This window comes from Acinetobacter sp. YH12069, assembly GCF_013419675.1.
GTDB classification, from domain to species: domain Bacteria; phylum Pseudomonadota; class Gammaproteobacteria; order Pseudomonadales; family Moraxellaceae; genus Acinetobacter; species Acinetobacter amyesii.
On the sequence record NZ_VOZS01000003.1, the window covers coordinates 60212 to 81313 of the forward strand.

Consider the following 21102-nt stretch of genomic DNA (forward strand, 5'->3'; position numbering starts at 1 on the left):
TCTATATAAGCAAAATATGACTCACTTGAAAAGCTGAAATGTAAATAAAACGTGAAATATTGCTTTAGTCATATTGTTTTACTCAGTTTTGGGTATAATGCGAAGCAGATTTATTGAGGATATATCAATGACTGAACAAGCACGCGATACAGAAGCGTTAATTCGTGACCAAATTGCTAAACACGCAGTTCTACTTTACATGAAAGGCACTCCACAGTTTCCACAGTGTGGTTTCTCTGCGCGTGCAGTAGAAGCGCTCAGTCAAATTGGTCGTCCATTTGCTTATGTAAATATTCTTGAAAATCAAGATATTCGCGCAACCCTTCCACAAATTGCAAACTGGCCGACTTTCCCACAATTATGGATCAATGGTGAATTGATCGGTGGTAGTGACATTATGCTTGATATGTTCCAAAAAGGTGAATTACAACCTTTAGTTGAACAATATAGCCCAGCTCCGGAAGCTTAATTGGATATGTATTTGATGATTTTAATCATTGGATACAGATAAAAAATAGCGCCTTTAAGGCGCTTTTTTTATGACTTAATTATCTAAAAAGTCTGGGGTTATGCGTTTTTCCACCATTTCAAAGGCATTTAAAGTGCAATGAATGGTGGAAAAATCAACAAATGAATAATCTAATCGAACATTTATGACGGATTGTCTTCAGTCGGACTTTCTTCAACACGTTGCTCGTTTTCAGCAGTCCCATTTTTAGCAGTACTGTCTTGAGCTTCAGACTTCTTTGCCTTTTTATCTTTGTCCTTTTTTGACTTCTTCTTTTTTTTCTTTTTCTTTGGCTCTTCTTCCTCAAACTCAGCACCATCTTCAATCGCTTGCCAGTATTCAAGTTGCTCCATGACAGCAGCGTAGATTGAGCCTTTGCTATAACGACCTTTTCTATCAAGAGTGCCTACTGGACGCGCCATCAAAATTTCTAATGCTTGATCAATGGTATCTATGGCGTGAATATGGAATTGACCTTGTTGCACAGCTTCAATCACATCTTTGCGTAACATCAAGTGCTGCATATTTTGGCGTGGAATAATCACACCTTGCTTGCCTGTTAGCCCTTGTAATTTACATGCATCATAGAAGCCTTCAATCTTGGCATTTACACCACCAATCGGTTGAACTTGACCCAATTGGTTCATTGAGCCAGTGATTGCCCATGATTGATCGATCGGTAATTGGCTAATAGCGGAAATCAGAGCTGAAAGCTCTGCAACAGTTGCGCTGTCGCCATCTACTTGGCCATAGCTTTGCTCAAAGGCAAGGGCAGCAGAAAAATGTAAAATTTGTTCACGACCAAAGTGTGCCTTTAAGAAACTCGACATCAGCAGGACGCCTTTGGCATGTAAAGAACCACCAAGTTCTACACTACGCTCGATATCTAAAATATCGCCGCCGCCTTGATAAACCGAAGCCGTTAAGCGTGACGGTAAACCAAATTCAACATCTGCATATTGAATCACAGAGAGGGCGTTGATCTGCCCGAATCGATGACCTTTGGTTTCGATTAACTGTGTACCGCGACTGAGATCTTGCCAATACAATTCACGTAAGTAGCCTAGACGGTATTTACGATGATCAAGAGCGGTGTTGATATGTGTTTCTGTCACCATTTTATCGCCAGCGAGGGCTGCATGATGATGTGCTTCACGAATCAAATCACCTAAGGTGAGGGCATGTAATGACAAAGAGCTTTGATCTTCAGCTTGACGACTTGAATCAGTTAACAGTGCTGCGAGAGCCGTACGGTCAAACGGCAGAAGTTTATCTGTTTGCACATAGTCAGCAATCAGCTGCATATATGCCTGCTCATTAATGTCATTACGTTGTAATGTATCGGTAAAATCGGCACGAATTTTAAAGACACTGCCAAGTTCAGGTTCGAGTTCTAAAATATCGTAATAAATATCAGGTTCAGCAAGCAGGATCACTTTGATATTTAAATCAATGGCTTCTGGCTCAATCGAAATACTGCCTGTTAGCGTGAGCATGTGTTCAAGTGAAGACAGCTTTAAATGTCCTGATTTTAATGCACGTTTTAGACCTTGCCATGCATAAGGCTGTTCTAAAAGTTGTTCAGCTTCCAAGATGAGGAATCCACCATTGGCCTTATGTAATGCACCGGGACGGATTAAGGTAAAGTCTGTGGTGATGGTACCGTTTTGAGTTAGTTGTTCAACATGACCTAACAAATTGTAATGGGTAGGGAAATCTTCAAAAATGACGGGCGCACCAGCATTAGGTTTGTGTGTGGCAATGATGTTTGCTTGGTAGCGAGATGGCACGCGGTTAAATTGGCCGGGTGTAAAGTCATCTTCTTCTTGCTCAAGCACAAACTCAACATTTTGAATGATGTCATCTGCATATTGCTTCAGATAATCTTCCAAGCCTTCAACCATGCTGAATTTATTTTGAATTAGATCAATACGCGGCATGACGACTTGTTTAGCAATTTCACGGTTTAAAACCTGAACTTTATCGCGTGCGTCATCTTCAAGATCACCAAGATGTAGACCAAGGCGTTCAAGTTTTTTATCCATATAACGGACGTTTGACGCAATTTCAGCTCGTTGTTTACTGCTTAGTGCATTGATGTCTTCTTTGGACATTTCTTGGTATTTGTTATCGACCAAATGCACGGGAACGAAACAATGATCATCATCCTGAGAAATCAGTTTAAGATCGAGCTCTTCACCTTCTCGGGTTAATTCAACTAAAGCAAGATGTTGTTCATCACCAGCATGTTGGCGAATCATTTCAATGCGATTGTGATAGGTTTCTGCGGTGAAGCGACGTTCAAGCTGTTTTAATATGGTTTGCCAACTTTGATGTAATAACGCTTGGAATTTTGTCGCTTGACCAGAAGGAAGTTTTAGCGCAATTGGTTCACGCGGAAACTTAAAATTATTGACATAGACCCAATCTGAAGGCGTTGGCATATTTTTAGCGTGTTGTTGTAATAAGCGCTTAATCATGGTGCGCTTACCTAAGCCTGCGGTACCTACAGCAAAAATGTTATAGCCTGAATAGGGCAATGCAATGCCAGCTTCAACCGAAGCTCGGGCACGATCTTGTCCTAAAAAGTCATTGAGTGGTTTAATCCGCTTGGTAGACGTCGGTATTTTTTTAAGCTCAGGCGTATGCGTCAGCTGAAGCGGCTGCAACTGGGTTTTAGTTAAAGTATTCTGTATTTCGGGTTGATCAAAAGCGCTCTTTAGTGTCGTTACTGTTTCTGCTAAGTTTTTTGTGTTGGTTTCATTAATGGTGGTTGATAAAGAAGAGTGAATTTGTTCAAGTCGCTGGGTCACTGTTGAATCCAAAAAACTAAAGAATAGAGATATGTAATTAAGGTATACAGGTTTAATGCCAAAGATCAAGCAACAGCATGCGAAATATCGATAAAATAAAACAATGATTTCATAAATGTTGTTGAAACCGTTGTCGTTAAGCGCTTGAATAGCAACATTCGATTTTGACAAAAATAACTGAGTCATGACAACACAAGCTTCAGGATGGAAATCTGCTTTTACTGCATTTTTAGACCGACGTGCGCTGATTATGCTTTTTCTTGGCTTTTCGGCCGGTATCCCAATTTTACTGATCTTTTCCAGTTTATCGCTTTGGTTAGGTGAAGCAGGAATTGATAAAAGTGCAGTGACTTTTTTTAGTTGGGCAGCGCTTGGCTACTCATTTAAGTTTGTTTGGGCGCCATTAATTGATGAGTTGCCTGTGCCATTTTTAACTAAACAACTCGGACGGCGCCGTGCATGGTTGTTGATCGCTCAGGTTCTCATTATCTGTGCAATTTGTATCATGGCATTTTCAGATCCTGCTTTAGGACAAAGCTATATTTACCAAATGGCCGCTGGCGCTGTATTGCTAGGTTTTTCTGCCGCAACGCAAGACATTGTGATTGATGCTTATCGTATTGAGTTGGCAGAAACTGAAATGCAGACCGTTTTAGCTTCGACTTATAATGCAGGTTATCGTATCGGCATGATCGTGGCAGGTGCAGGGGCGTTATTTTTGGCTGCATATTTAGGCACGGCCAAAGGTAACTATATTTATGAAGCTTGGAAATATACTTACCTTGCAATGGCTGCTGTAATGGTTATCGGTATTATCACAACTTTATCGATACGTGAGCCGCAGGTTGACCGTGTACAAAAGCATTATAAACGGACCGACTATTATCGCTTAGTCGCTGTATTTTTTGCTGCGGTGGTTGCTTTTGTTTTGAGTTATATCTATTCAGGTGTTGCGGTTGAAAGCTTGAAAGAGCAGTGGCAAATTTCAGACTCATTTGCATTGTTCTGTTTAGAGGCTGTACGCTTTATTGGTTCAGCTATGGTTGCTTTTGGTGTCGGTTCTGTTTTAGTGAAATCAGGTGCTGTAAATAAGCAGATGGCATTTGAAACTTGGGTTAATCCAGTTGCAGATTTCTTTAAGCGCTATGGTCTAAAACTGGCTTTAGTACTGTTGTTACTTATTGGTTTTTACCGTATTTCCGATATTATCGCCGGCGTCATTTCTAATGTGTTTTATCAAGATTTAAACTTCACCAAAGAGCAGATTGCCGAAGCTGTAAAAGTCTATGGTGTGATATTTAGCTTGGTTGGTGGCTTCCTTGGCGGTTTGCTAGCGCAGCGCATGAACATTATGAAATTGATGTTTGTTGGTGCGATTTTAGCAAGTTCAACAAACTTGATTTTTATCGGTCTGGTCAAATCAGGTCAGCCATTGAGTGATGTCACTGTCAATGTAGCAGGGCAGCAATATACAGCGACGCCGGATGACACGGGAGCTTGGGCAGTTCAAATTCCAAAAGCAGTCTTGGCGGCTGATCAAAATATTCAGGTCAGTGCGGATTATCAGTCTAAGAATCAACATCCAGTACAGGTGAGTTTACCGTATCTGAATAATTCTTTTTCAAACTCAGCAATGATGTTGCTGCCAGTGACTTCAGATAACACGATTTCAGCTCAAGAGACTGCAAATAGTATCGTGGTCCGTGGACAATACTTGGCAGGCGAGTTAAAAGAAAATCAAAAAATTCAAATTATTTTGGATGCTAAACCATTCGACGCGAAGCTTGATAAAACTGGTGTTTTTAGTGCTGCAATTCCAGGGCAAGCGCTCGAAACAGCAAAGCAAAAAACATTAACGGCTCAACTGCTAGAAAATGATGTAGTGAAAAAGAGTGTCGATTTAGCATATCAAGTGAATACAGCGGCCAATATGGCGGGTGTGCTTGGTGTTGATATTCAACCGATTAATTTGGCTAGTGCTGAACAAAATGTGGACATCAAAGGTAAGGTCATTAAGCCTTATAGTTCGCTGTGGCTATATTTCGCGATTATTGTTGATAATTTGGCGTCAGGTCTTGCTGGTGCGGCATTTATTGCATTTTTATCGAGCTTGACCAGTGTTTCTTTCACAGCCGTTCAATATGCCATCTTTAGTTCATTAATGACTTTAACTCCTAAAATTTTAGGCGGTTATTCAGGTACGATTGTGACCAATATCGGTTATCCAAACTTTTTCTTGATGACGACTTTAATTGGTATTCCGATTTTGATTTTAGTGGTTTGGGTCGCCAAGCTATTGAAAGAACATGAACAAAAATCCAATTCATAATTCAATTTAAATTAAAAAAGCCCATTCAATCTGAACGGGCTTTTTTAATCTAAGCTTATAAATAGCCTAAGCATATCTGCGGTTTTGGACAAGGATATTTGAAATAAGCAGGTATATGCGTTCTAGACTTAAATTGAACTTTGCATGTTAAATCCCTATAGTATTCAGACATAATGATAGATTTAGGAAACTCGATTATGCGCATGCTGCATACCATGTTACGTGTAGGCAATTTAGAGCGTTCATTGGCGTTCTATACTGAAGTACTCGGTATGACTTTGCTTCGTAAGCGTGATTATGAAGAAGGTCGTTTTACTTTGGCATTTGTGGGCTATGGTGATGAAGAAAATCATACTGTACTTGAGTTAACGCATAACTGGGATACGGAGAGTTATGAATTGGGTAACGCTTATGGCCATATTGCTATTGCAGTAGATGATGCCTACAAGGCTTGTGAAGAAATTAAAGCACGTGGCGGAAACGTGGTACGTGAAGCAGGACCAATGAAAGGTGGTGTGACCGTCATTGCCTTTGTTGAAGATCCCGATGGCTATAAAATTGAGTTGATCCAACAAGACTCAAATGCACGAAATAATTAATGTGCAATCATTAATATAAAGTCATATGTAATGCTGAATATTCTTATTTATAAATTTTTTTGCGTTGAGCTCACTATCAACGTTTAAAATAATGAATATATCTGAGAAAAGCTGGCTTTATTTATATGGCCCAGTAAGATGAAATTTACTCAATGGTAAATTTAGCTTATTGGGCATTTTTGTGCCGATCAGCTTTAAAGGGAAATTTTTACAGGATGTTGTTATGCTAAAAATGTTGGCTTTGGATCGTTTTACCATTCTACTTTTTGTAATGGTCATACTTGCGACTTTTTTGCCTGTCAGTGGTCAAGCTGCAGAAATTTTTGGCTATATTACAACGGCTGCAATTGCCATTTTATTTTTTCTACATGGTGCAAAGTTATCTCGTGAGGCTGTGGTTGAAGGCATAATGCATTGGAAGTTACATGCTTTAGTTTTTGCTTTTACCTTTGCATTATTTCCATTATTGGGTTTAATGGCGAAACCAATCCTCGTGCCGATGTTAGGGCAAGAGTTGTATTGGGGCTTTTTGTTTATGTGCTTTTTACCTTCGACAGTACAGTCTTCCATTGCATTTACTTCGGTAGCACAGGGTAATGTTGCTGGTGCAGTCTGTAGTGCATCATTTTCAAATATTATTGGTATGTTTATTACCCCAGTGATGGTGGCCTATTTTATTCTCGGCCAGTCACAACATAACTACGATCCGACAGCATCTATTATTCAAATTACGCTGTTATTGCTGATTCCATTCATTTTAGGGCAGCTCCTCCGTCCTTGGGTGTTTCCTTATATGAAGAAAATGCCAAAAATTGTGAAGGTATTTGATCAGGGCTCAATTTTGATGGTGGTCTATGGTGCATTCAGTAGTGCGGTGGTGGCAGGGCTTTGGCATCAAGTAAGTGGTATGACCTTATTCCTATTGATTGTGGCGTGCTCAGTTCTATTAACGATTATTATGTTATTGGCGTTATATGTGCCACGTTGGTTGGGCTTTAGCCGAGCTGATCAAAAGACGATTTTCTTTTGTGGCTCTAAAAAAACCTTGGCGAGTGGTGTGCCCATGGCACAAATTTTATTTATTGGGCAGCCGATGGGGATGATAGTTTTACCAATTATGATCTTTCACCAAATTCAGTTGATGGTCTGTGGTGTGATTGCCAACCTTTGGGCAAAACAGAGCCGTGGGCAAGGGTAAGGACGAGATGAATAGGTCCTTTTAAAATACCTTATATAGATGGAAAGAAAATAATCATGAAAATTAAAAAAGGCTTTTTCATTTTATTCTTGGGTATGAACACAGTCGTTCATGCTCAAGAGGATTTATCTTTAAATAGTAACCGTGATGTCATTGAAAAAATGCCGCTCATCAGCCTACAGCCCATGTTGGATTTTTGTCGTGATCGACAACCACAGATGAATACGGAATTAGATCAGGCTTATCAAGCTGCAAAGCTTAAATTAATTGCTGCGGTTCAGGCTATCCGTTTTAATGGTGTAGAGCCATTAAAAGCAAAAGATGTTGATCAGCCCGTCGATGCACAATTTAAACAGCAGCTTCAAGGTATGTTAGAGGGCATGAGCAGATCATTACAGTCAGTAAATGCAGCGACGTTTTGTCCTGCATTTATTGAAAAATTAAAACATTTTGATCAAGCCCAATTTCAGCGTACAGTCGAATTACAATATCAGAAATATTTAGAGCAAGCTCAACCTAAAGAGTAGAGTGATTCAGCCTTGAATATCTATTTATTAACAATAAAAAATCAGCTATAATTTGCCCCAACTTGTTGTGCTTAGCTCTGGCGGTATCCGTCTCGGTGGGCCAAAAGAATGGTCTGTTATGGTGTTGGTCTGCTTTTTTAAGCCTTCCTTGTAGTGATGCAAGAGTGATCAATTGCGATGACAGCTAAACCTTCTTTAATCTTAGGAGTAATCGACGATGCGCGCCGATATTCACCCAAAATATGAAACTTTAGTTGCTACATGTTCATGCGGTAACGTAATTGAAACTCGTTCAGCTCTTGGTAAAGAAACTATTTACCTAGACGTATGTTCTGCTTGCCACCCATTCTACACTGGTAAACAGAAAAGCGTTGACACTGGCGGTCGTATCGACAAATTCAAACAACGTTTTGCTGGTATGTCACGTTCTATCAAACGTTAATATCCAAAACGAAAAAACGGGCTTTATGCCCGTTTTTTTGTGCCGATAAAAAGATCAACCTTAAATCGGCAATGTTCAGAACCTTATTGGTCCTGAACATCGATGAGATGGTCGAGTTTCTTCTGGAAATAATCACCTTGAATAAAACGAGCTTCTACATTCCAAGCATTGGCAAACAGTGTCATGTCATTTAATTCACGTAGCATGATTTCAACAGTTTTGATTTCATGATAAGTGGTAATTTTTTCTTGCAGCTCTTGGCATGACTTGTCGTTTGCAAGCATTTGGGTCAAGCTTGAATCTAGTGTTAAGCAGTGAACATCCATTTGACGTAATAATGATTCACTAAACATCGAATGACCAAAATTACGTAAAGCCAGTTCGGCACCATTTTTACGAAGTTCAACAAATGCTTTTTGAGCGGCATCAATATTGAGCTGAATGTCTTCTTCTGCAAATTGTAAAATCAGTGGATTCTTCAATTTACTACGAATAATCGTAATGAGTTTTGAAATAAACTCAGGGAAGGTGCGGTCGTTATATAGCACTTCCTTGTTGAGGTTAACGATTAATTTAGCTTCAGGGAACTGAGTAATAAAGTTGTGTAGCTGTTTACACGATTCAACCAAGATCCAACGATCCAATTTAATGGATAGCTCTGAGTCTTCAGCCAATTCACGTAGTTGGGCGATATCTTTCCATTTATTTTCAAAAATAAAGCCGCTGGTTACTTCATAAGTATAAAGATGTGAATCTTCTTTATCATACAGTTGCTGATATTTAAGATGAATTTCACCGCGTTCTAAGCAGTTGCGAAGGGCCTTGATAACAGGAGCTTCATCACTAACGACAATCGGCGCAATTTGTGCTTCTGGTGTACCGAAATCCAAACTTGGTATGTCAATTTCTAATGGAATAGTTAAATCGATTTCAGGTGCTTGTTGGTTGGTTGGTAGCGCAGTATTAAAGGCTTTCGCAATAAAGGTATCAAAATGTGCTTCATCACGAATATCGCTGTCTAAAACACTGTATCCTATGCGTAAATTTAATGGATAAGTTTCATTGTTTACACTGAGTAATTGAGGTTTGCTCAGGGTATTAAGACCAATCAATTTAGACTCAAGTTTGAGCTGATTATCCGCTTGGAATAAGGCAACGATTGCACCATTATCTAAACCAAATAATGGAGCATGCGTCTGATCTTTCAAGAAGTCTTTAATATTGGTGAAATAGCTCTTATAAGTATTCCAATCTTTTTGAAAAATCGCATCTGAGCAAGAAGCCAATGTAAATAGAACTAATGCATTTACATTAGCAGGTTGCTGAGCAATAGTACGGTTGAGTTGTTGAAATGCTTTTGGTTTTTGTGGGCTAGCTTCAACTTGAGCATTGCTTACAGCATTGCTGCTTTGACTGCCAATTTCAATTGCGAGCTTTAAAGCATCTTCTTCAGCTGCGGCAATAAATTCGAGTTTTAGTGGGTTTTGCCCAGCCACTGCGATATTTTGTGAAACGAGATCAAAACGTCCTAAATCGAGCTGCCCTTGGCTAATTTTTTTAAAGCGTTGCTTAAAGTCGTTAAGGTCAGTAGGTTGTAATAGATCGAGTAAAGGCAGACCAATTACATCATCTTCATTTTTTAGACCAAACAAAGTGAGATATTCAGCATTGGCTTGAATATGAATGCCTTCTTGAATCACGGCAACCGCTTTACGACTATCTTCAACTAAAGACTGGGTTTGGATTTGAGCTGTTTCGAGCTCTTCCATTAAATGTTGCTGCGATTGTTGTAGGCGACTAAAGGATAAAGCACGGATTAAACCAAAATAGAAACTCTCAGGTTCAGCAATATCGACAATGTCATAAATCCCTTTTTTGACTAAACTTGCATATTGTTCTGCTTGATAGTCTTCGGGTTTAAGTAAAATAATCGGTAAATTCGGTTGGCTCGATAGTTGAACTAAACTTAAAGCTTGTTCATATTTTAAATCATAAGCACGTCCAAAAATGATCAAGTCCCAATTGAGATTCAGCTGTTTTTCGAAATTTTGTAAATCATCAAGTAATATGGCATGAACTTGATGTTCGCTGTCTGTCAATAAATCACGTATCTGGTTAAAACGTATTTGATTATCATCAATAATGAGTAATCGAGTTTCCGTACGTTTTAGTTTTTTGGATAGTAATGGATTTCTCACTTTAATGCTTCCCATAAGTCGTTATTTTTGATCTCATTGCTCTGTTTCGCAATATAGTCTTTAACGACATTTTCTTGCTCTTCATTCAATAATTCATATTCAAAGCGAATAAAGCTTTGCGTCACCAACTGCGCTTTGGTGAGGTAGACTTTGATGTCTTCTTTGCCTAAGCGAAGGTGGACCGTTTGTTTCTCTCGGAAGAGATTTGCCCCAGGTAAAATTAAGGTCGTAGACACCTGATCTAGTTGTGTGGTCTGAACCAATAAAGCAGGTTGATGATTTGTTGTATTGCGGTCGGTACGAATATGGGCTGAACATGGATACAAATCTTGAGCCAGTACTTCGAGACCCAATTCCAAACTTTTTTCAGTCGATTGTTTGATCCAACGAACAACACCGCCACGCCATTGGCTTTGAGCATTTTCTTGGATCAAAATAAATTCGCCGGTTTTTAAATTGGCTGGGGTAGGCCCAGTCCATTTAATGCGATAACCATTCACACTAATATCTAAAACGTCGGCGGTATGAATTTGTTTCGCTTCACGATCTAGCGCTTTCGCATTGGTCATGCCCGTTGGCATATTTGAATCATGCGAATTGACAAAAGACGCTTCATTGTGGAATTGATAGTTGCCTTCTAAATCTAAAGTTTCATGGAAGTTTTTACCTTTAGAGAGATAGAAATGCGCCACCATTAAGCTAAAGCAAATATTGATTTGCGCAGAATATTCATAACGTTCATGACGACGTTCAGTGTTGTTGGTCAAAATATTATGAATATGGAAATACAGCGCAGGGGTTAAGAATAGCTTTTCATTTTTAGAAAGGAAATTGGCATTCTTAGTTTGCGTTTCGGTCAAATGATCGAGCAAGTTTTGCGTTGAAATGTACACATTGGCTTGATACGACCGATCTTGTTTAGAGTTATAAATCGGTGGATGATCTTTTTTCGTGTCTACAATATAGCGTGAAAGCGTGGTTTCTTTCGGTAGGATTTGAACCAATTTTACCCAGTCAAAGCTACATAAATACAAGCCTTGGATTTCAGCAGGGCGGATCTGATGATTATTGAAAATATCTAATAAGATCAATTGTGCATAAGCTTGGGCAATATTTGCAATTTGATGCTGAGTACCCAGTAACTGATTGACATTACTTTGATAGAAATTGTGTTCAATGGCACATTCAATCAGTTGATGTGCCGCAATCCATTGACCCGCCGTCGGTGTGGCATACAACATGTGTTGTTGATACAACAACAGTGTCAGTTGTTGCAACGCATAGTAGATTGATGCAATTCTAGCGGTTTGTAAGCTTTTTTTATGGCCGAATGAAAAAATCGAAAACTTTTGTTGATTGAGCTGCTGATTACATCGTTTGGCAATATCAATATAGATTTTGGCAAAGTGGCTACGTAATAACATGGCCAATTCAATGATTTGGTCATTACGATCCGTCGTAATTAGGCTCTGATTGGTAAAGTGCTTTTCTAAACTGGTAAGCACACTTTCCAAAGTTGGATGAACAATCTGAACCAAATCAAAACGTAGCATTTCTTGGCACTTGAGCTCAGAAATTTCTAGCAACGCATTAAACAGTGCTTTAGATGAAGTACCTAATTGTAAAATTGAAATGCCATTTAACCACTCTTGTAGTCCTTTGGCATTGGTAGGACAAAAGCTCAGTTTATCCAGCTTTAATTCAGTCGGATGTTGAAACGTATCTGAAGTATGCGTGGTCATCTTTATTATTTAACTCAAAAAGTTGAAGCCCCAAAAAGCGGTGTCTTGTTTTTCTCGCCCGCGATTTCCCGTACAAGTTTAGGAACCAAGTAACCCGGTAGATTCTCTAAAACTTCTTTATAAATTAAATCTATGTTCTGCGCCGGTGTATCAAAATGTGAAGCACCTTTGACTTTATCTAGAACATGTAAGTAATAAGGCATCACGCCTGCATCGAATAAGCGGTAACTTAGTTCGACCAATACATCAGCTGAATCATTGACCCCTTTCAATAAAACGGCTTGGTTAAGCACGGTGATTCCTTGTTTGACAAGCTGTTGAAGCTGGCTGCACGTAAAATCATCAAGCTCAGATGCATGATTTGAGTGTACCACTAGAATAATGCGTAGCCTACTGTTTTTTAAAATAGAAACCAGCTCTTCATCGACACGGTTGGGGATTACGATAGGAACTCGTGAATGAATTCTCAAAAATTTAATTTGTGGCAAAGTCGATAAACGTTCAATCCACACTTGAAGTTTACGATTTGATAGTGTGAGCGGGTCTCCACCACTTAAAATCACTTCATTAATATCGGGTTGTTGTTTGATATATTGTTTAATGTTTGTCCAATCGTCATTTTTAGGCAGGTTTTCTTGGTAGGGAAAATGCCGGCGGAAACAATAACGGCAATGGACCGCGCAGGCACCGGTTAAAGTCAGTAAAAAACGAGACTTGTACTTATGTAATACACCAGTCTGTTGGTTGGCTTGTTCTTCACCTAATGGGTCGGTAACAAAACCGGCGTGTTCTTCAAGTTCTAAATGATGCGGTAGGACTTGGAGTAAAAGCGGATCGAGCGGATTACCTTTTTGCATTTTTTCGACAAAAGCGCGCGGAACGCGTAGGCGAAACTCATCTGCTGCGAACTGAGCACCCGATAATAACTGATCATGCGAAAGTTCTAATACATCGAGTAATTCTTGAGGATTTGTTATCAAATCACTCAATTGGGTTTGCCAGTTTTGCTCTTGAAATAAATAGTTTATCATGCTGAATGTTTAAAAAATGCAGAAAGGTGAGTGGGGAATATTGCTGAAATTAATGCGTCGAACTTTGAAGTGTAAGCTGAAATAATTCCGATAAAGCTCACAACGGATGAAGCCTACAAAACATTTATTAAGTTTCAGTAAACAGCAATTTTACCTGTTTGTGGGCATTGTATAAACAAAGTTCTTTAATGTCTGAGTGTAAGTTAAGCAGCTTGACCCTTTTAATGGGGATTTTTTCGTTGCGACATGGTGCATTGGTCATTTAGAATACGCAATATCACATTAATGTGCATGTGGCAGCCAATGTTACAGTCAGTACTTGCTAAATGACATGTTACAGCCCATAGCATCTATAGATTAAAGTTAGTAAGTTTGGAGTGAGCCAGTCATGGCCTATTATTCTACGAATGATTTCAAGTCAGGCCTTAAGGTCATGCTTGACGGTAACCCATGTTCAATCATGGAAAACGAATACGTAAAACCAGGTAAAGGCCAAGCTTTTAACCGCGTAAAATTACGTAACCTTAAAACTGGTAAAGTTTTAGAAAAAACTTTCAAATCTGGTGATTCACTAGAAGCTGCTGACATCCAAGAAGTTGAAATGAACTACTTGTATAACGACGGTGAAATGTGGAACTTCATGGATCCAGAATCTTTCGAACAAATCGCTGCTGATAAAGTTGCTATGGGCGACGCGGCTAAATGGTTGAAAGATGACTCAAATGAACTTTGCACAATCATGCTTTGGAACGGTGTTCCTTTAACTGTGAGCGCGCCAAACTTCGTTGTATTAAAAATCGTTGAAACTGATCCAGGTGTACGTGGTGATACTTCAGGCGGTGGCGGTAAACCGGCTAAGCTTGAAACTGGTGCAGTTGTACGTGTTCCATTATTCGTACAGCAAGAAGAAAGCGTTCGTGTAGACACTCGTACTGGTGACTATTTAGAACGTGCATAATGGTTTAAAAATAGACTATTATCGAAAGGGATGAAGTGATTCATCCCTTTTTTTATACCTATTGGTTTAAATTTTTATTCCAAAGTATTAGATGAAAAAACCTATAACAGGAGTAGAGTTTCAAGGGAAGAAACAGCAGTACCTCGAACAAGAAAAATCAAGCTGATTTATTTCAACATTTATGAGGGATTGAGATGGAAACCATTCAACCGAAGTCAGGAATGGCTTCAAAGATTATCTGGCTGTTTGTAGCCATTCTAGGTGCCGTTTCATTCGGCATACTAGCACTCAGTCGAGGCGAGCATGTCAATGCAGTTTGGCTGATCCTTGCAGCAATCTGTGTGTATAGCATTGCATATCGTTTTTATAGTTTATTTATTGCCAATAAAGTCTTTGAACTGAATGAGCGACGTTTAACGCCTGCCCATCGCTTAGCTGACGGCTTGGATTATGTACCGACCAATAAAAGCGTTCTATTTGGTCACCACTTTGCTGCGATTGCAGGTGCAGGCCCATTAGTCGGACCGATCCTTGCTGCGCAAATGGGTTATTTGCCGGGAACAATTTGGCTCTTGGTGGGTGTCGTTCTTGCTGGTGCAGTTCAAGACTTTTTAGTCTTATTCATCTCGACACGTCGTGATGGTCGTTCACTCGGTGAAATGGCAAAACAAGAACTAGGTTCTTTTGCCGGAATTATCGTGATGCTTGGCGCACTAGGGGTGATGATCATCATTCTAGCGGTGCTGGCTTTGGTAGTTGTAAAAGCGTTGACCAACAGTCCGTGGGGTGTTTTCAGTATCGCTGCAACAGTGCCGATTGCGATTTTCATGGGTATCTACATGCGCTTTATCCGTCCAGGTAAAATTGCAGAAGTGTCGATCATTGGTTTTGTACTGATGATGGCAGGGATTATCTATGGTGGTGACATTGCACAGCACCCATACTGGGGGCCATTCTTTACACTTTCAGGTACTGAACTAACTTGGTGGTTGATTGGTTATGGTTTCGTGGCATCAGTATTACCCGTTTGGTTACTGCTTGCACCACGTGATTACCTATCTACTTTCTTGAAAATTGGTGTTATTGCAGGTTTGGCAATCGGGATCATGTTTGCTTTACCTGAAATGAAAATGCCAGCAGTAACGCATTTTATTGATGGTACAGGTCCTGTATTTGCAGGCTCAATGTTCCCATTCTTGTTTATTACCATTGCCTGTGGTGCGATTTCAGGTTTCCATGCGCTCGTTTCTTCAGGAACGACACCGAAACTTGTGAATAATGAAAAAGATATTCGCATGATCGGTTATGGCGGCATGTTGATGGAGTCTTTTGTTGCGATTATGGCTTTGGTCTGTGCAACGATTCTTGAGCCTGGTGTGTATTTTGCGATTAATGCGCCAGTAGCTGTGATTGGTACAACGGTTGAGTCCGCTGCAGAAGCAGTTCGTACATTAGGCTTCGTGGTAACACCTGAAGCATTGACCTTACTTGCACAAGAAGTGGGTGAAAATTCGATTCTGTCTCGTACAGGTGGTGCACCAACATTTGCGATTGGTATGGCGCATATCATTACGGAAATTTTTAATAACCGTTCAATGATGGCGTTCTGGTATCACTTTGCGATTTTATTCGAAGCACTTTTCATTTTAACGGCAGTTGATGCGGGTACACGTGCATGTCGTTTCATGGTGCAAGATACTGTGGGTATCGTGATTCCTGAGGTAAAAAACTCACATAACTTCTTCGGAAATCTCTTAGGTACAGCGGTGGCTGTTGCAGGTTGGGGCTTCTTCGTTTACCAAGGCGTGGTTGATCCACTCGGCGGTATTAATAGCTTATGGCCGCTATTTGGTATTGGTAACCAAATTCTTGCTGCGATGGCATTGATCTTGGGTACAGTGATTTTATTCAAGATGAAAAAACAAAAGTATGTTTGGGTGACAATTATCCCAACATTATTCTTGTTTATTACTTCAATGACCGCTGGTTGGCAGAAGATTTTCCACGAAAATCCAAAGATTGGTTTCTTGGCTCAGGCAGATCGTTTTAACGCAGCCATTGCGAAGAATGAATTGTTGGCACCTGCGAAAACCATGGCTGAAATGCATACGGTTGCATTGTCGAATCAAATCAATGCCGGTCTTTGTGCATTCTTTATGATTGTGGCATTTGTGATGTTATTTGCAGCGATTGGTGTGGTGCGTCGTGCTTTGGCAAATCCAAATCCATCGGTGAATGAAGCAGAAGCGATTTACCGTGACCCAGCTGAAATTAATCCGTCGAATTCAGCACATTAATAGGGGAATATGAATGAACCTGAAGTTTGCAAAAAGTGGAAAAACGGTGATTTATAAAATCATTAAAATGACCATTATGTCGCAGAAGGATCTAATTCTGAACCCGAAAAATTGGTCACGTATTGCGACGTTGTGGCAACGTTTACAGCAAAGCTTCCGCCTGATGGTGGGTGTGCCAGATTACCAAAACTATTTGGAACATATGGCAAAACATCATCCTGATTTGGAAGCGATGGATGCAAAAACATTTTATCGTCACTGTGTAGATGCACGTTATCCATCAGCTGGTGGTGACATGAAGAAGTGTCCTTGCTAATGCTTTGACTTGTGCTAAAAATCCAATAAAAAAAGCGTTCTTCGGGACGCTTTTTTTTTGCTGAATTGTGATCAGTCGAAGCGAAAACAACGCTTTTGTATACCCAATAAATATCAAGCGTATGTATTTAAAGTATTGAACTGGGTATAGATTGGAGATAAACACTGTATTTTTAAATAAAACCCTGTATGTTAGTCATTCATTTAACTTTTTTATTGGGGAATAAAAGGTGTTTTGGGGATCAGAGAAAAGCCAACAAAATAATACATCAACGCTTTTAAGTGAGCAGAGCCTTGCGCCTTTTTACCCGAAAATAAATACATTCCTCGAACAAATTAACCAAATTATTTTGGATAAAAATCAGCAAACCAAATTGGCTTTAGCTTGTCTATTGGCAGGCGGGCATGTGCTATTTGAAGACTTACCTGGTTTAGGAAAAACGACATTATCTAGCGCCTTGTCACATTTGGCGGGATTAAAGTTTCAACGGATTCAATTTACCAATGACATGCTGGCCAGCGATGTGATTGGGGTAAATATGTTTAATCAAAAAGAACATCATTTTGAGTTTAAATCTGGGCCGATTTTTACCCAAATTTTATTGGCAGATGAAATCAACCGTTGTAGTCCAAAGACCCAAAGTGCTTTATTGGAAGCGATGGAAGAGGGGTATGTGACGGTTGATGGTGTGCGCTATGCTTTGCCTCAACCATTTTGGGTGATTGCGACACAAAACCCTTTATTTCAAAGTGGTACTTATGCCTTACCTGAGTCCCAGTTGGACCGGTTTTTAATGCGTTTGTCTTTAGGTTATCCATCGCGTCAGGCAGAGAAATTATTGCTCCAACAAACTTCACGCCATGATCTGATTGCGGCATTAGCACATATCTTTAATGAATCAGAAATTTTACAACTACAAGGCTTTGTCGAGCAGATACATCTGAGTGATCGTTTGATGGATTACATTTTGGATCTTGCTGCTGAAACACGTAAAGGGAGACATGGTCTTTCTACGCGTGGTGTTTTATCCTTAAAGAAAGCTGCGCAAGCCTATGCGCTGATTGAGCAGCGAAATTATGTGAATCCTGACGATGTACAAGCCGTTTTTACAGCTGTGGTATCTCATCGAATTGGGTTGTCAGATCTTGAAGCCTTTAAGCTTTTAGAACAAGTTTCGATTCAATAAAGGAGTTGAATCTTGGCTTCAATGTGGCAGCAATGGATTGAACGTCGATTTAAAATCGATCAGCACAAGCAGCTGACTCAAAAAGATGTCTTGATCTTTATCTATCAGCAAGGCTACTTGTATTTGGTATTAATTTTCATCACTTTTATTGCAGGTGTGAATTATGCCAATAATTTGATTTTAGGCTTTTGCTTTTTAATTAGCGCCGTATTGAGTATTAGTTTCTATATTACTTTTAAGCAGCTTCATGCGTTGCAGATTCAAATAAATGTTGTTGATACACCGCAAGCAGGTGAATTACTCTCGGTCGAAATTTACTTTAAGCAAGATGCTGAACAGGCGCGATATTTGTGGATTAAAACTGAAAATCAGCTACATAAATTATTGTTCAATACGCAACAGCATGGCTTTCAATTAAATTTTACAACCAGCCAACGCGGTTTTTTTCAGATTCCACCCATACAAATTTATAGTGTTTATCCCTTTGGTTTGGTTCGGGCCTGGACGTATTTGTACGTACAGCAACCAGCGTGGGTTGCACCTCAAGCCAGTTGGCATTCCGTTGAAAATAAGCAACAACAGCAAAACTTTGAACCTGATCTTGATGAATTTCGCGAATTACGGAGTTTTCAGACGGGGGATTCACTTCATGCGGTGTCTTGGAAACAAGCAGCACGAGGACAAGGCTTATATGTGAAAGTCTTTGAACAATATGAAGATCTAAAGAAATTGGAGATTCATTATCACTATATGCCAGCTCAAAGTCATGAAGAAAAACTTAGCCTTATGATGGGTTTGGTCGAGCAGGCTGAGCAAAATCACGATCAATATGCACTGTATTTACCTAATGCTGAGTTAGCATCAGGCACTGGAGCACTGCATTTTTCCGAAGCTAAACGGTTATTGGCGCAGGCTTGATTTATGATTGAAAATACCATACGCCGCTCCATACTACTAACGTTAGCTTTAGTGCTCATTGCGCAAATGCTTTATATACCAGTGGTGACATCATTAGTATTTTTAGTCATTTGGCTTTTTTTATTACTCAATACCCGCGCCAGTAAAAAACCATTTTCTAAAATTTTAACCTATGTGCTGACATTGATAGCTTTATTCAGCATTTACATAAGTCATAAAACCTTTATTGGTGTTGATGCAGGGGTTACAGTACTTAGTACATTTTTATTTGCTAAATCTTTAGAAACAAAAACACGTCGTGATGTAATTATTTTATTTAACTTTGCGATGTTTGTGATTGCCAGTAGTTTTTTGTTTAGCCAGTCTTTTGCCATGGCATTGGTTATTTTATTGGCGTTGTTGAGCTGCTTTATTGGATTATATCGTTTACAGACCGTTGGTTTTAGCCAAAACTCAGGCGGTGAAATACAGGCGATTAAACAAGATATTGGGCATGTGGGTAAATTTATTGCCTTAGCTGTTCCATTCTTTATCTTGCTGTTTCTCTTTTTTCCACGCCTGCCGCCGCTATGGCATATTCCTATTCCTGAAAATAAAGCCACAACGGGAATCAGTGACAGCATGTCTCCGGGCGATATTGCTGAGTTATCACAGTCGAGTAGTTTGGCTTTTCGTATAATTGGTGATATTCAAGCCTTGCCAACACGTACAGAGCTGTATTGGCGGGCGATGGCATTAGATGAATATGATGGTTCTAAATGGACTAGTCATTTTTTTAACCAGAACGTTATACAGCTGAATCCAGCTGATTTAAAACCCAAGCGGACATTGAATTATCAATATTTGGCTGCCGACCCAAGTGTGATGTGGATTATGTCGTTGGAGCAATCCGTTCCCAATGAAGCACGTTTTGCATTAGGTCAAGATGGTCGAATTACACCCTACCGATTAACAGCACGTACAGAGCCGATTCAACTGAAATGGTTAGGAAGTGCAGAGCCGCCACAAATAAAAAATGTAGCTTTACTTGAAAAATTAAACACTCGCTATGTTGAAAACTTGGATGTTCAATCACAACAATTGGCCCAAACTTTATGGCAGCGAAGTCGTCAAAATCCTGAGCGTTATATTGCCGAAGTTTTGCAATGGTATAAACAAAATCGCTTTGCATATACCTTAAGCCCAGGTGTATTGGGGCAAAATCGGATAGATGATTTTTTATTTGGATCAAGACAGGGGTTTTGCGAACATTTTGCATCGAGTTTTGCAATGTTGATGCGCTATGTGGGTGTTCCATCGCGTATTGTTGTGGGATATCAAGGTGGTCAATTAGCACCAGATGGAAAAAGTTGGGAAGTTCGTCAACTTGATGCACATGCGTGGACAGAGGTTTATGTCAATCAACATTGGCGTCGAATTGATCCTACAGCCATGATCGCACCGCAGCGTATCGATGGTGGGATGCAGGATTATATGGAACAAGATCGGACAATTTTTGGGAGCCAGCAGTCTACTTGGGCCTATCAACAATTTTCGATGTTGAAAAAAGTCCGTGTATGGAGTGATTATGCGAGTTACCAATGGCAAAGCAAAGTGGTGGGCTATAATGCTCAATCTCAACAACAATGGTTTAAAAAGCTCGGTACAAATTCTGCTTATGCAGGTGGGTTACTTCTTGTATTGAGTATTGGTGGCGTTGTTGCATTATATTTTATATGGATTTTGTGGAAAAAAAGAAAAAGTCTAAGTCCTCTCGAAATAGAAATAGCCAAATTCGCTAAGAATTTACCTTTAAGCCAGCAAAAAGATGCTTCTGAAAGTTTTCGGCATTGGTTACAACGTTTGGCTGAAAATGTACCTGAACATGAAAGGCGTTCATTTGAACAATCCATCAAGTTATTTGAGCAGGAAATTTACGTAGGTACTCCGCTAAGTTCTCAAGATATTCAATGTTTTAAGACTTTGCTTAAAACTTGTACGCAAAGTTTAAAAAACTCAGAAAAAGGCTTGTCATAAAAAATAAAAATGAATATGATGCTT

16 protein-coding genes are annotated in these 21102 nt (G+C 39.6%); 12 read left to right on the plus strand and 4 right to left on the minus strand.

From position 1 onward, the window contains the following. The first annotated feature begins 127 nt into the window (after window positions 1–127). A complete protein-coding gene (grxD, locus tag FTU16_RS01940) occupies window positions 128–469 on the plus strand; it encodes a Grx4 family monothiol glutaredoxin (protein WP_067762767.1) in 342 nt (113 codons plus the stop codon). 182 nt (window positions 470–651) lie between these two features. Here the strand turns inward: grxD and FTU16_RS01945 are convergent, their stop codons facing one another. Further along, the gene (locus tag FTU16_RS01945; protein ID WP_373683879.1) at window positions 652–3300 is read right to left on the minus strand and encodes a Lon protease family protein; all 2649 of its coding nucleotides are present in this window, start codon (window positions 3298–3300) and stop codon (window positions 652–654) included. Between the two features lie 205 nt (window positions 3301–3505). Between FTU16_RS01945 and FTU16_RS01950 the strand changes: the two genes are divergently transcribed. From FTU16_RS01950 to rpmE, 5 genes are all read left to right on the plus strand, one after another. Next, the gene (locus tag FTU16_RS01950; RefSeq protein ID WP_180162587.1) at window positions 3506–5650 is read left to right on the plus strand and encodes an MFS transporter; all 2145 of its coding nucleotides are present in this window, start codon (window positions 3506–3508) and stop codon (window positions 5648–5650) included. A 197-nt stretch (window positions 5651–5847) separates the two neighbouring features. Beyond that, on the plus strand, window positions 5848–6249 hold the full coding sequence (gene gloA, locus FTU16_RS01955; protein ID WP_078191833.1) for a lactoylglutathione lyase: 402 nt from the start codon (window positions 5848–5850) through the stop codon (window positions 6247–6249). A 223-nt stretch (window positions 6250–6472) separates the two neighbouring features. Continuing rightward, the gene (locus tag FTU16_RS01960; RefSeq protein ID WP_180116768.1) at window positions 6473–7447 is read left to right on the plus strand and encodes a bile acid:sodium symporter family protein; all 975 of its coding nucleotides are present in this window, start codon (window positions 6473–6475) and stop codon (window positions 7445–7447) included. Window positions 7448–7503: 56 nt separating this feature from the next. Continuing rightward, window positions 7504–7974: a hypothetical protein gene (locus FTU16_RS01965; RefSeq protein WP_180162588.1), complete on the plus strand. Its 471-nt coding sequence runs from the start codon at window positions 7504–7506 to the stop codon at window positions 7972–7974. 217 nt (window positions 7975–8191) lie between these two features. Beyond that, window positions 8192–8416: a 50S ribosomal protein L31 gene (gene rpmE, locus FTU16_RS01970; RefSeq protein ID WP_078190165.1), complete on the plus strand. Its 225-nt coding sequence runs from the start codon at window positions 8192–8194 to the stop codon at window positions 8414–8416. 83 nt (window positions 8417–8499) lie between these two features. On the opposite strand, the gene FTU16_RS01975 is transcribed toward rpmE, so the two are convergent. Genes FTU16_RS01975 through epmB form a run of 3 tightly spaced genes read right to left on the minus strand, consistent with a single transcriptional unit; the run spans window position 8500 to window position 13387 of the window. Beyond that, on the minus strand, window positions 8500–10629 hold the full coding sequence (locus tag FTU16_RS01975; RefSeq protein WP_180162589.1) for an EAL domain-containing protein: 2130 nt from the start codon (window positions 10627–10629) through the stop codon (window positions 8500–8502). After that, a complete protein-coding gene (locus FTU16_RS01980) occupies window positions 10611–12356 on the minus strand; it encodes a GTPase (protein WP_180162590.1) in 1746 nt (581 codons plus the stop codon). Before FTU16_RS01980 ends, FTU16_RS01975 begins: the two co-directional genes overlap by 19 nt. A gap of 14 nt (window positions 12357–12370) precedes the next feature. Further along, the gene (gene epmB, locus FTU16_RS01985) at window positions 12371–13387 is read right to left on the minus strand and encodes an EF-P beta-lysylation protein EpmB (protein WP_180162591.1); all 1017 of its coding nucleotides are present in this window, start codon (window positions 13385–13387) and stop codon (window positions 12371–12373) included. Between the two features lie 388 nt (window positions 13388–13775). On the opposite strand from epmB, the gene efp reads away from it, so the two are divergent. The 6 genes from efp to FTU16_RS02015 all read left to right on the plus strand — a co-directional run bounded on the left by efp (window position 13776) and on the right by FTU16_RS02015 (window position 21078). Then, complete coding sequence (gene efp, locus FTU16_RS01990; RefSeq protein WP_067762759.1) at window positions 13776–14345, plus strand: elongation factor P; 570 nt, start codon at window positions 13776–13778, stop codon at window positions 14343–14345. Window positions 14346–14539: 194 nt separating this feature from the next. Next, window positions 14540–16642, plus strand: a complete 2103-nt coding sequence (locus FTU16_RS01995) for a carbon starvation CstA family protein (protein ID WP_180162592.1) — start codon at window positions 14540–14542, stop codon at window positions 16640–16642. Between the two features lie 13 nt (window positions 16643–16655). Next, on the plus strand, window positions 16656–16958 hold the full coding sequence (locus FTU16_RS02000; RefSeq protein WP_078190160.1) for a YbdD/YjiX family protein: 303 nt from the start codon (window positions 16656–16658) through the stop codon (window positions 16956–16958). 229 nt (window positions 16959–17187) lie between these two features. Continuing rightward, a complete protein-coding gene (locus tag FTU16_RS02005; RefSeq protein ID WP_180009341.1) occupies window positions 17188–18144 on the plus strand; it encodes a MoxR family ATPase in 957 nt (318 codons plus the stop codon). A 12-nt stretch (window positions 18145–18156) separates the two neighbouring features. Continuing rightward, the gene (locus FTU16_RS02010; RefSeq protein WP_180009339.1) at window positions 18157–19062 is read left to right on the plus strand and encodes a DUF58 domain-containing protein; all 906 of its coding nucleotides are present in this window, start codon (window positions 18157–18159) and stop codon (window positions 19060–19062) included. 3 nt (window positions 19063–19065) lie between these two features. Then, window positions 19066–21078, plus strand: coding sequence for a DUF3488 and transglutaminase-like domain-containing protein (locus tag FTU16_RS02015; RefSeq protein WP_180162593.1), 2013 nt, complete (start codon window positions 19066–19068; stop codon window positions 21076–21078). Window positions 21079–21102: the final 24 nt, after the last annotated feature.

What these genes read in the sequence shown, in the direction of transcription:
- rpmE (WP_078190165.1), top strand. Translation starts at nt 8,192, where the DNA reads ATGCGCGCCGATATTCACCCAAAATATGAAACTTTAGTTGCTACATGT.
- FTU16_RS01995 (WP_180162592.1), top strand. Translation starts at nt 14,540, where the DNA reads ATGGAAACCATTCAACCGAAGTCAGGAATGGCTTCAAAGATTATCTGG.
- FTU16_RS01980 (WP_180162590.1), bottom strand. Translation starts at nt 12,356, where the DNA reads ATGACCACGCATACTTCAGATACGTTTCAACATCCGACTGAATTAAAG.
- epmB (WP_180162591.1), bottom strand. Translation starts at nt 13,387, where the DNA reads ATGATAAACTATTTATTTCAAGAGCAAAACTGGCAAACCCAATTGAGT.
- grxD (WP_067762767.1), top strand. Translation starts at nt 128, where the DNA reads ATGACTGAACAAGCACGCGATACAGAAGCGTTAATTCGTGACCAAATT.
- efp (WP_067762759.1), top strand. Translation starts at nt 13,776, where the DNA reads ATGGCCTATTATTCTACGAATGATTTCAAGTCAGGCCTTAAGGTCATG.
- gloA (WP_078191833.1), top strand. Translation starts at nt 5,848, where the DNA reads ATGCGCATGCTGCATACCATGTTACGTGTAGGCAATTTAGAGCGTTCA.
- FTU16_RS02000 (WP_078190160.1), top strand. Translation starts at nt 16,656, where the DNA reads ATGAACCTGAAGTTTGCAAAAAGTGGAAAAACGGTGATTTATAAAATC.
- FTU16_RS01975 (WP_180162589.1), bottom strand. Translation starts at nt 10,629, where the DNA reads ATGGGAAGCATTAAAGTGAGAAATCCATTACTATCCAAAAAACTAAAA.
- FTU16_RS01965 (WP_180162588.1), top strand. Translation starts at nt 7,504, where the DNA reads ATGAAAATTAAAAAAGGCTTTTTCATTTTATTCTTGGGTATGAACACA.
- FTU16_RS01960 (WP_180116768.1), top strand. Translation starts at nt 6,473, where the DNA reads ATGCTAAAAATGTTGGCTTTGGATCGTTTTACCATTCTACTTTTTGTA.
- FTU16_RS02015 (WP_180162593.1), top strand. Translation starts at nt 19,066, where the DNA reads ATGATTGAAAATACCATACGCCGCTCCATACTACTAACGTTAGCTTTA.
- FTU16_RS01950 (WP_180162587.1), top strand. Translation starts at nt 3,506, where the DNA reads ATGACAACACAAGCTTCAGGATGGAAATCTGCTTTTACTGCATTTTTA.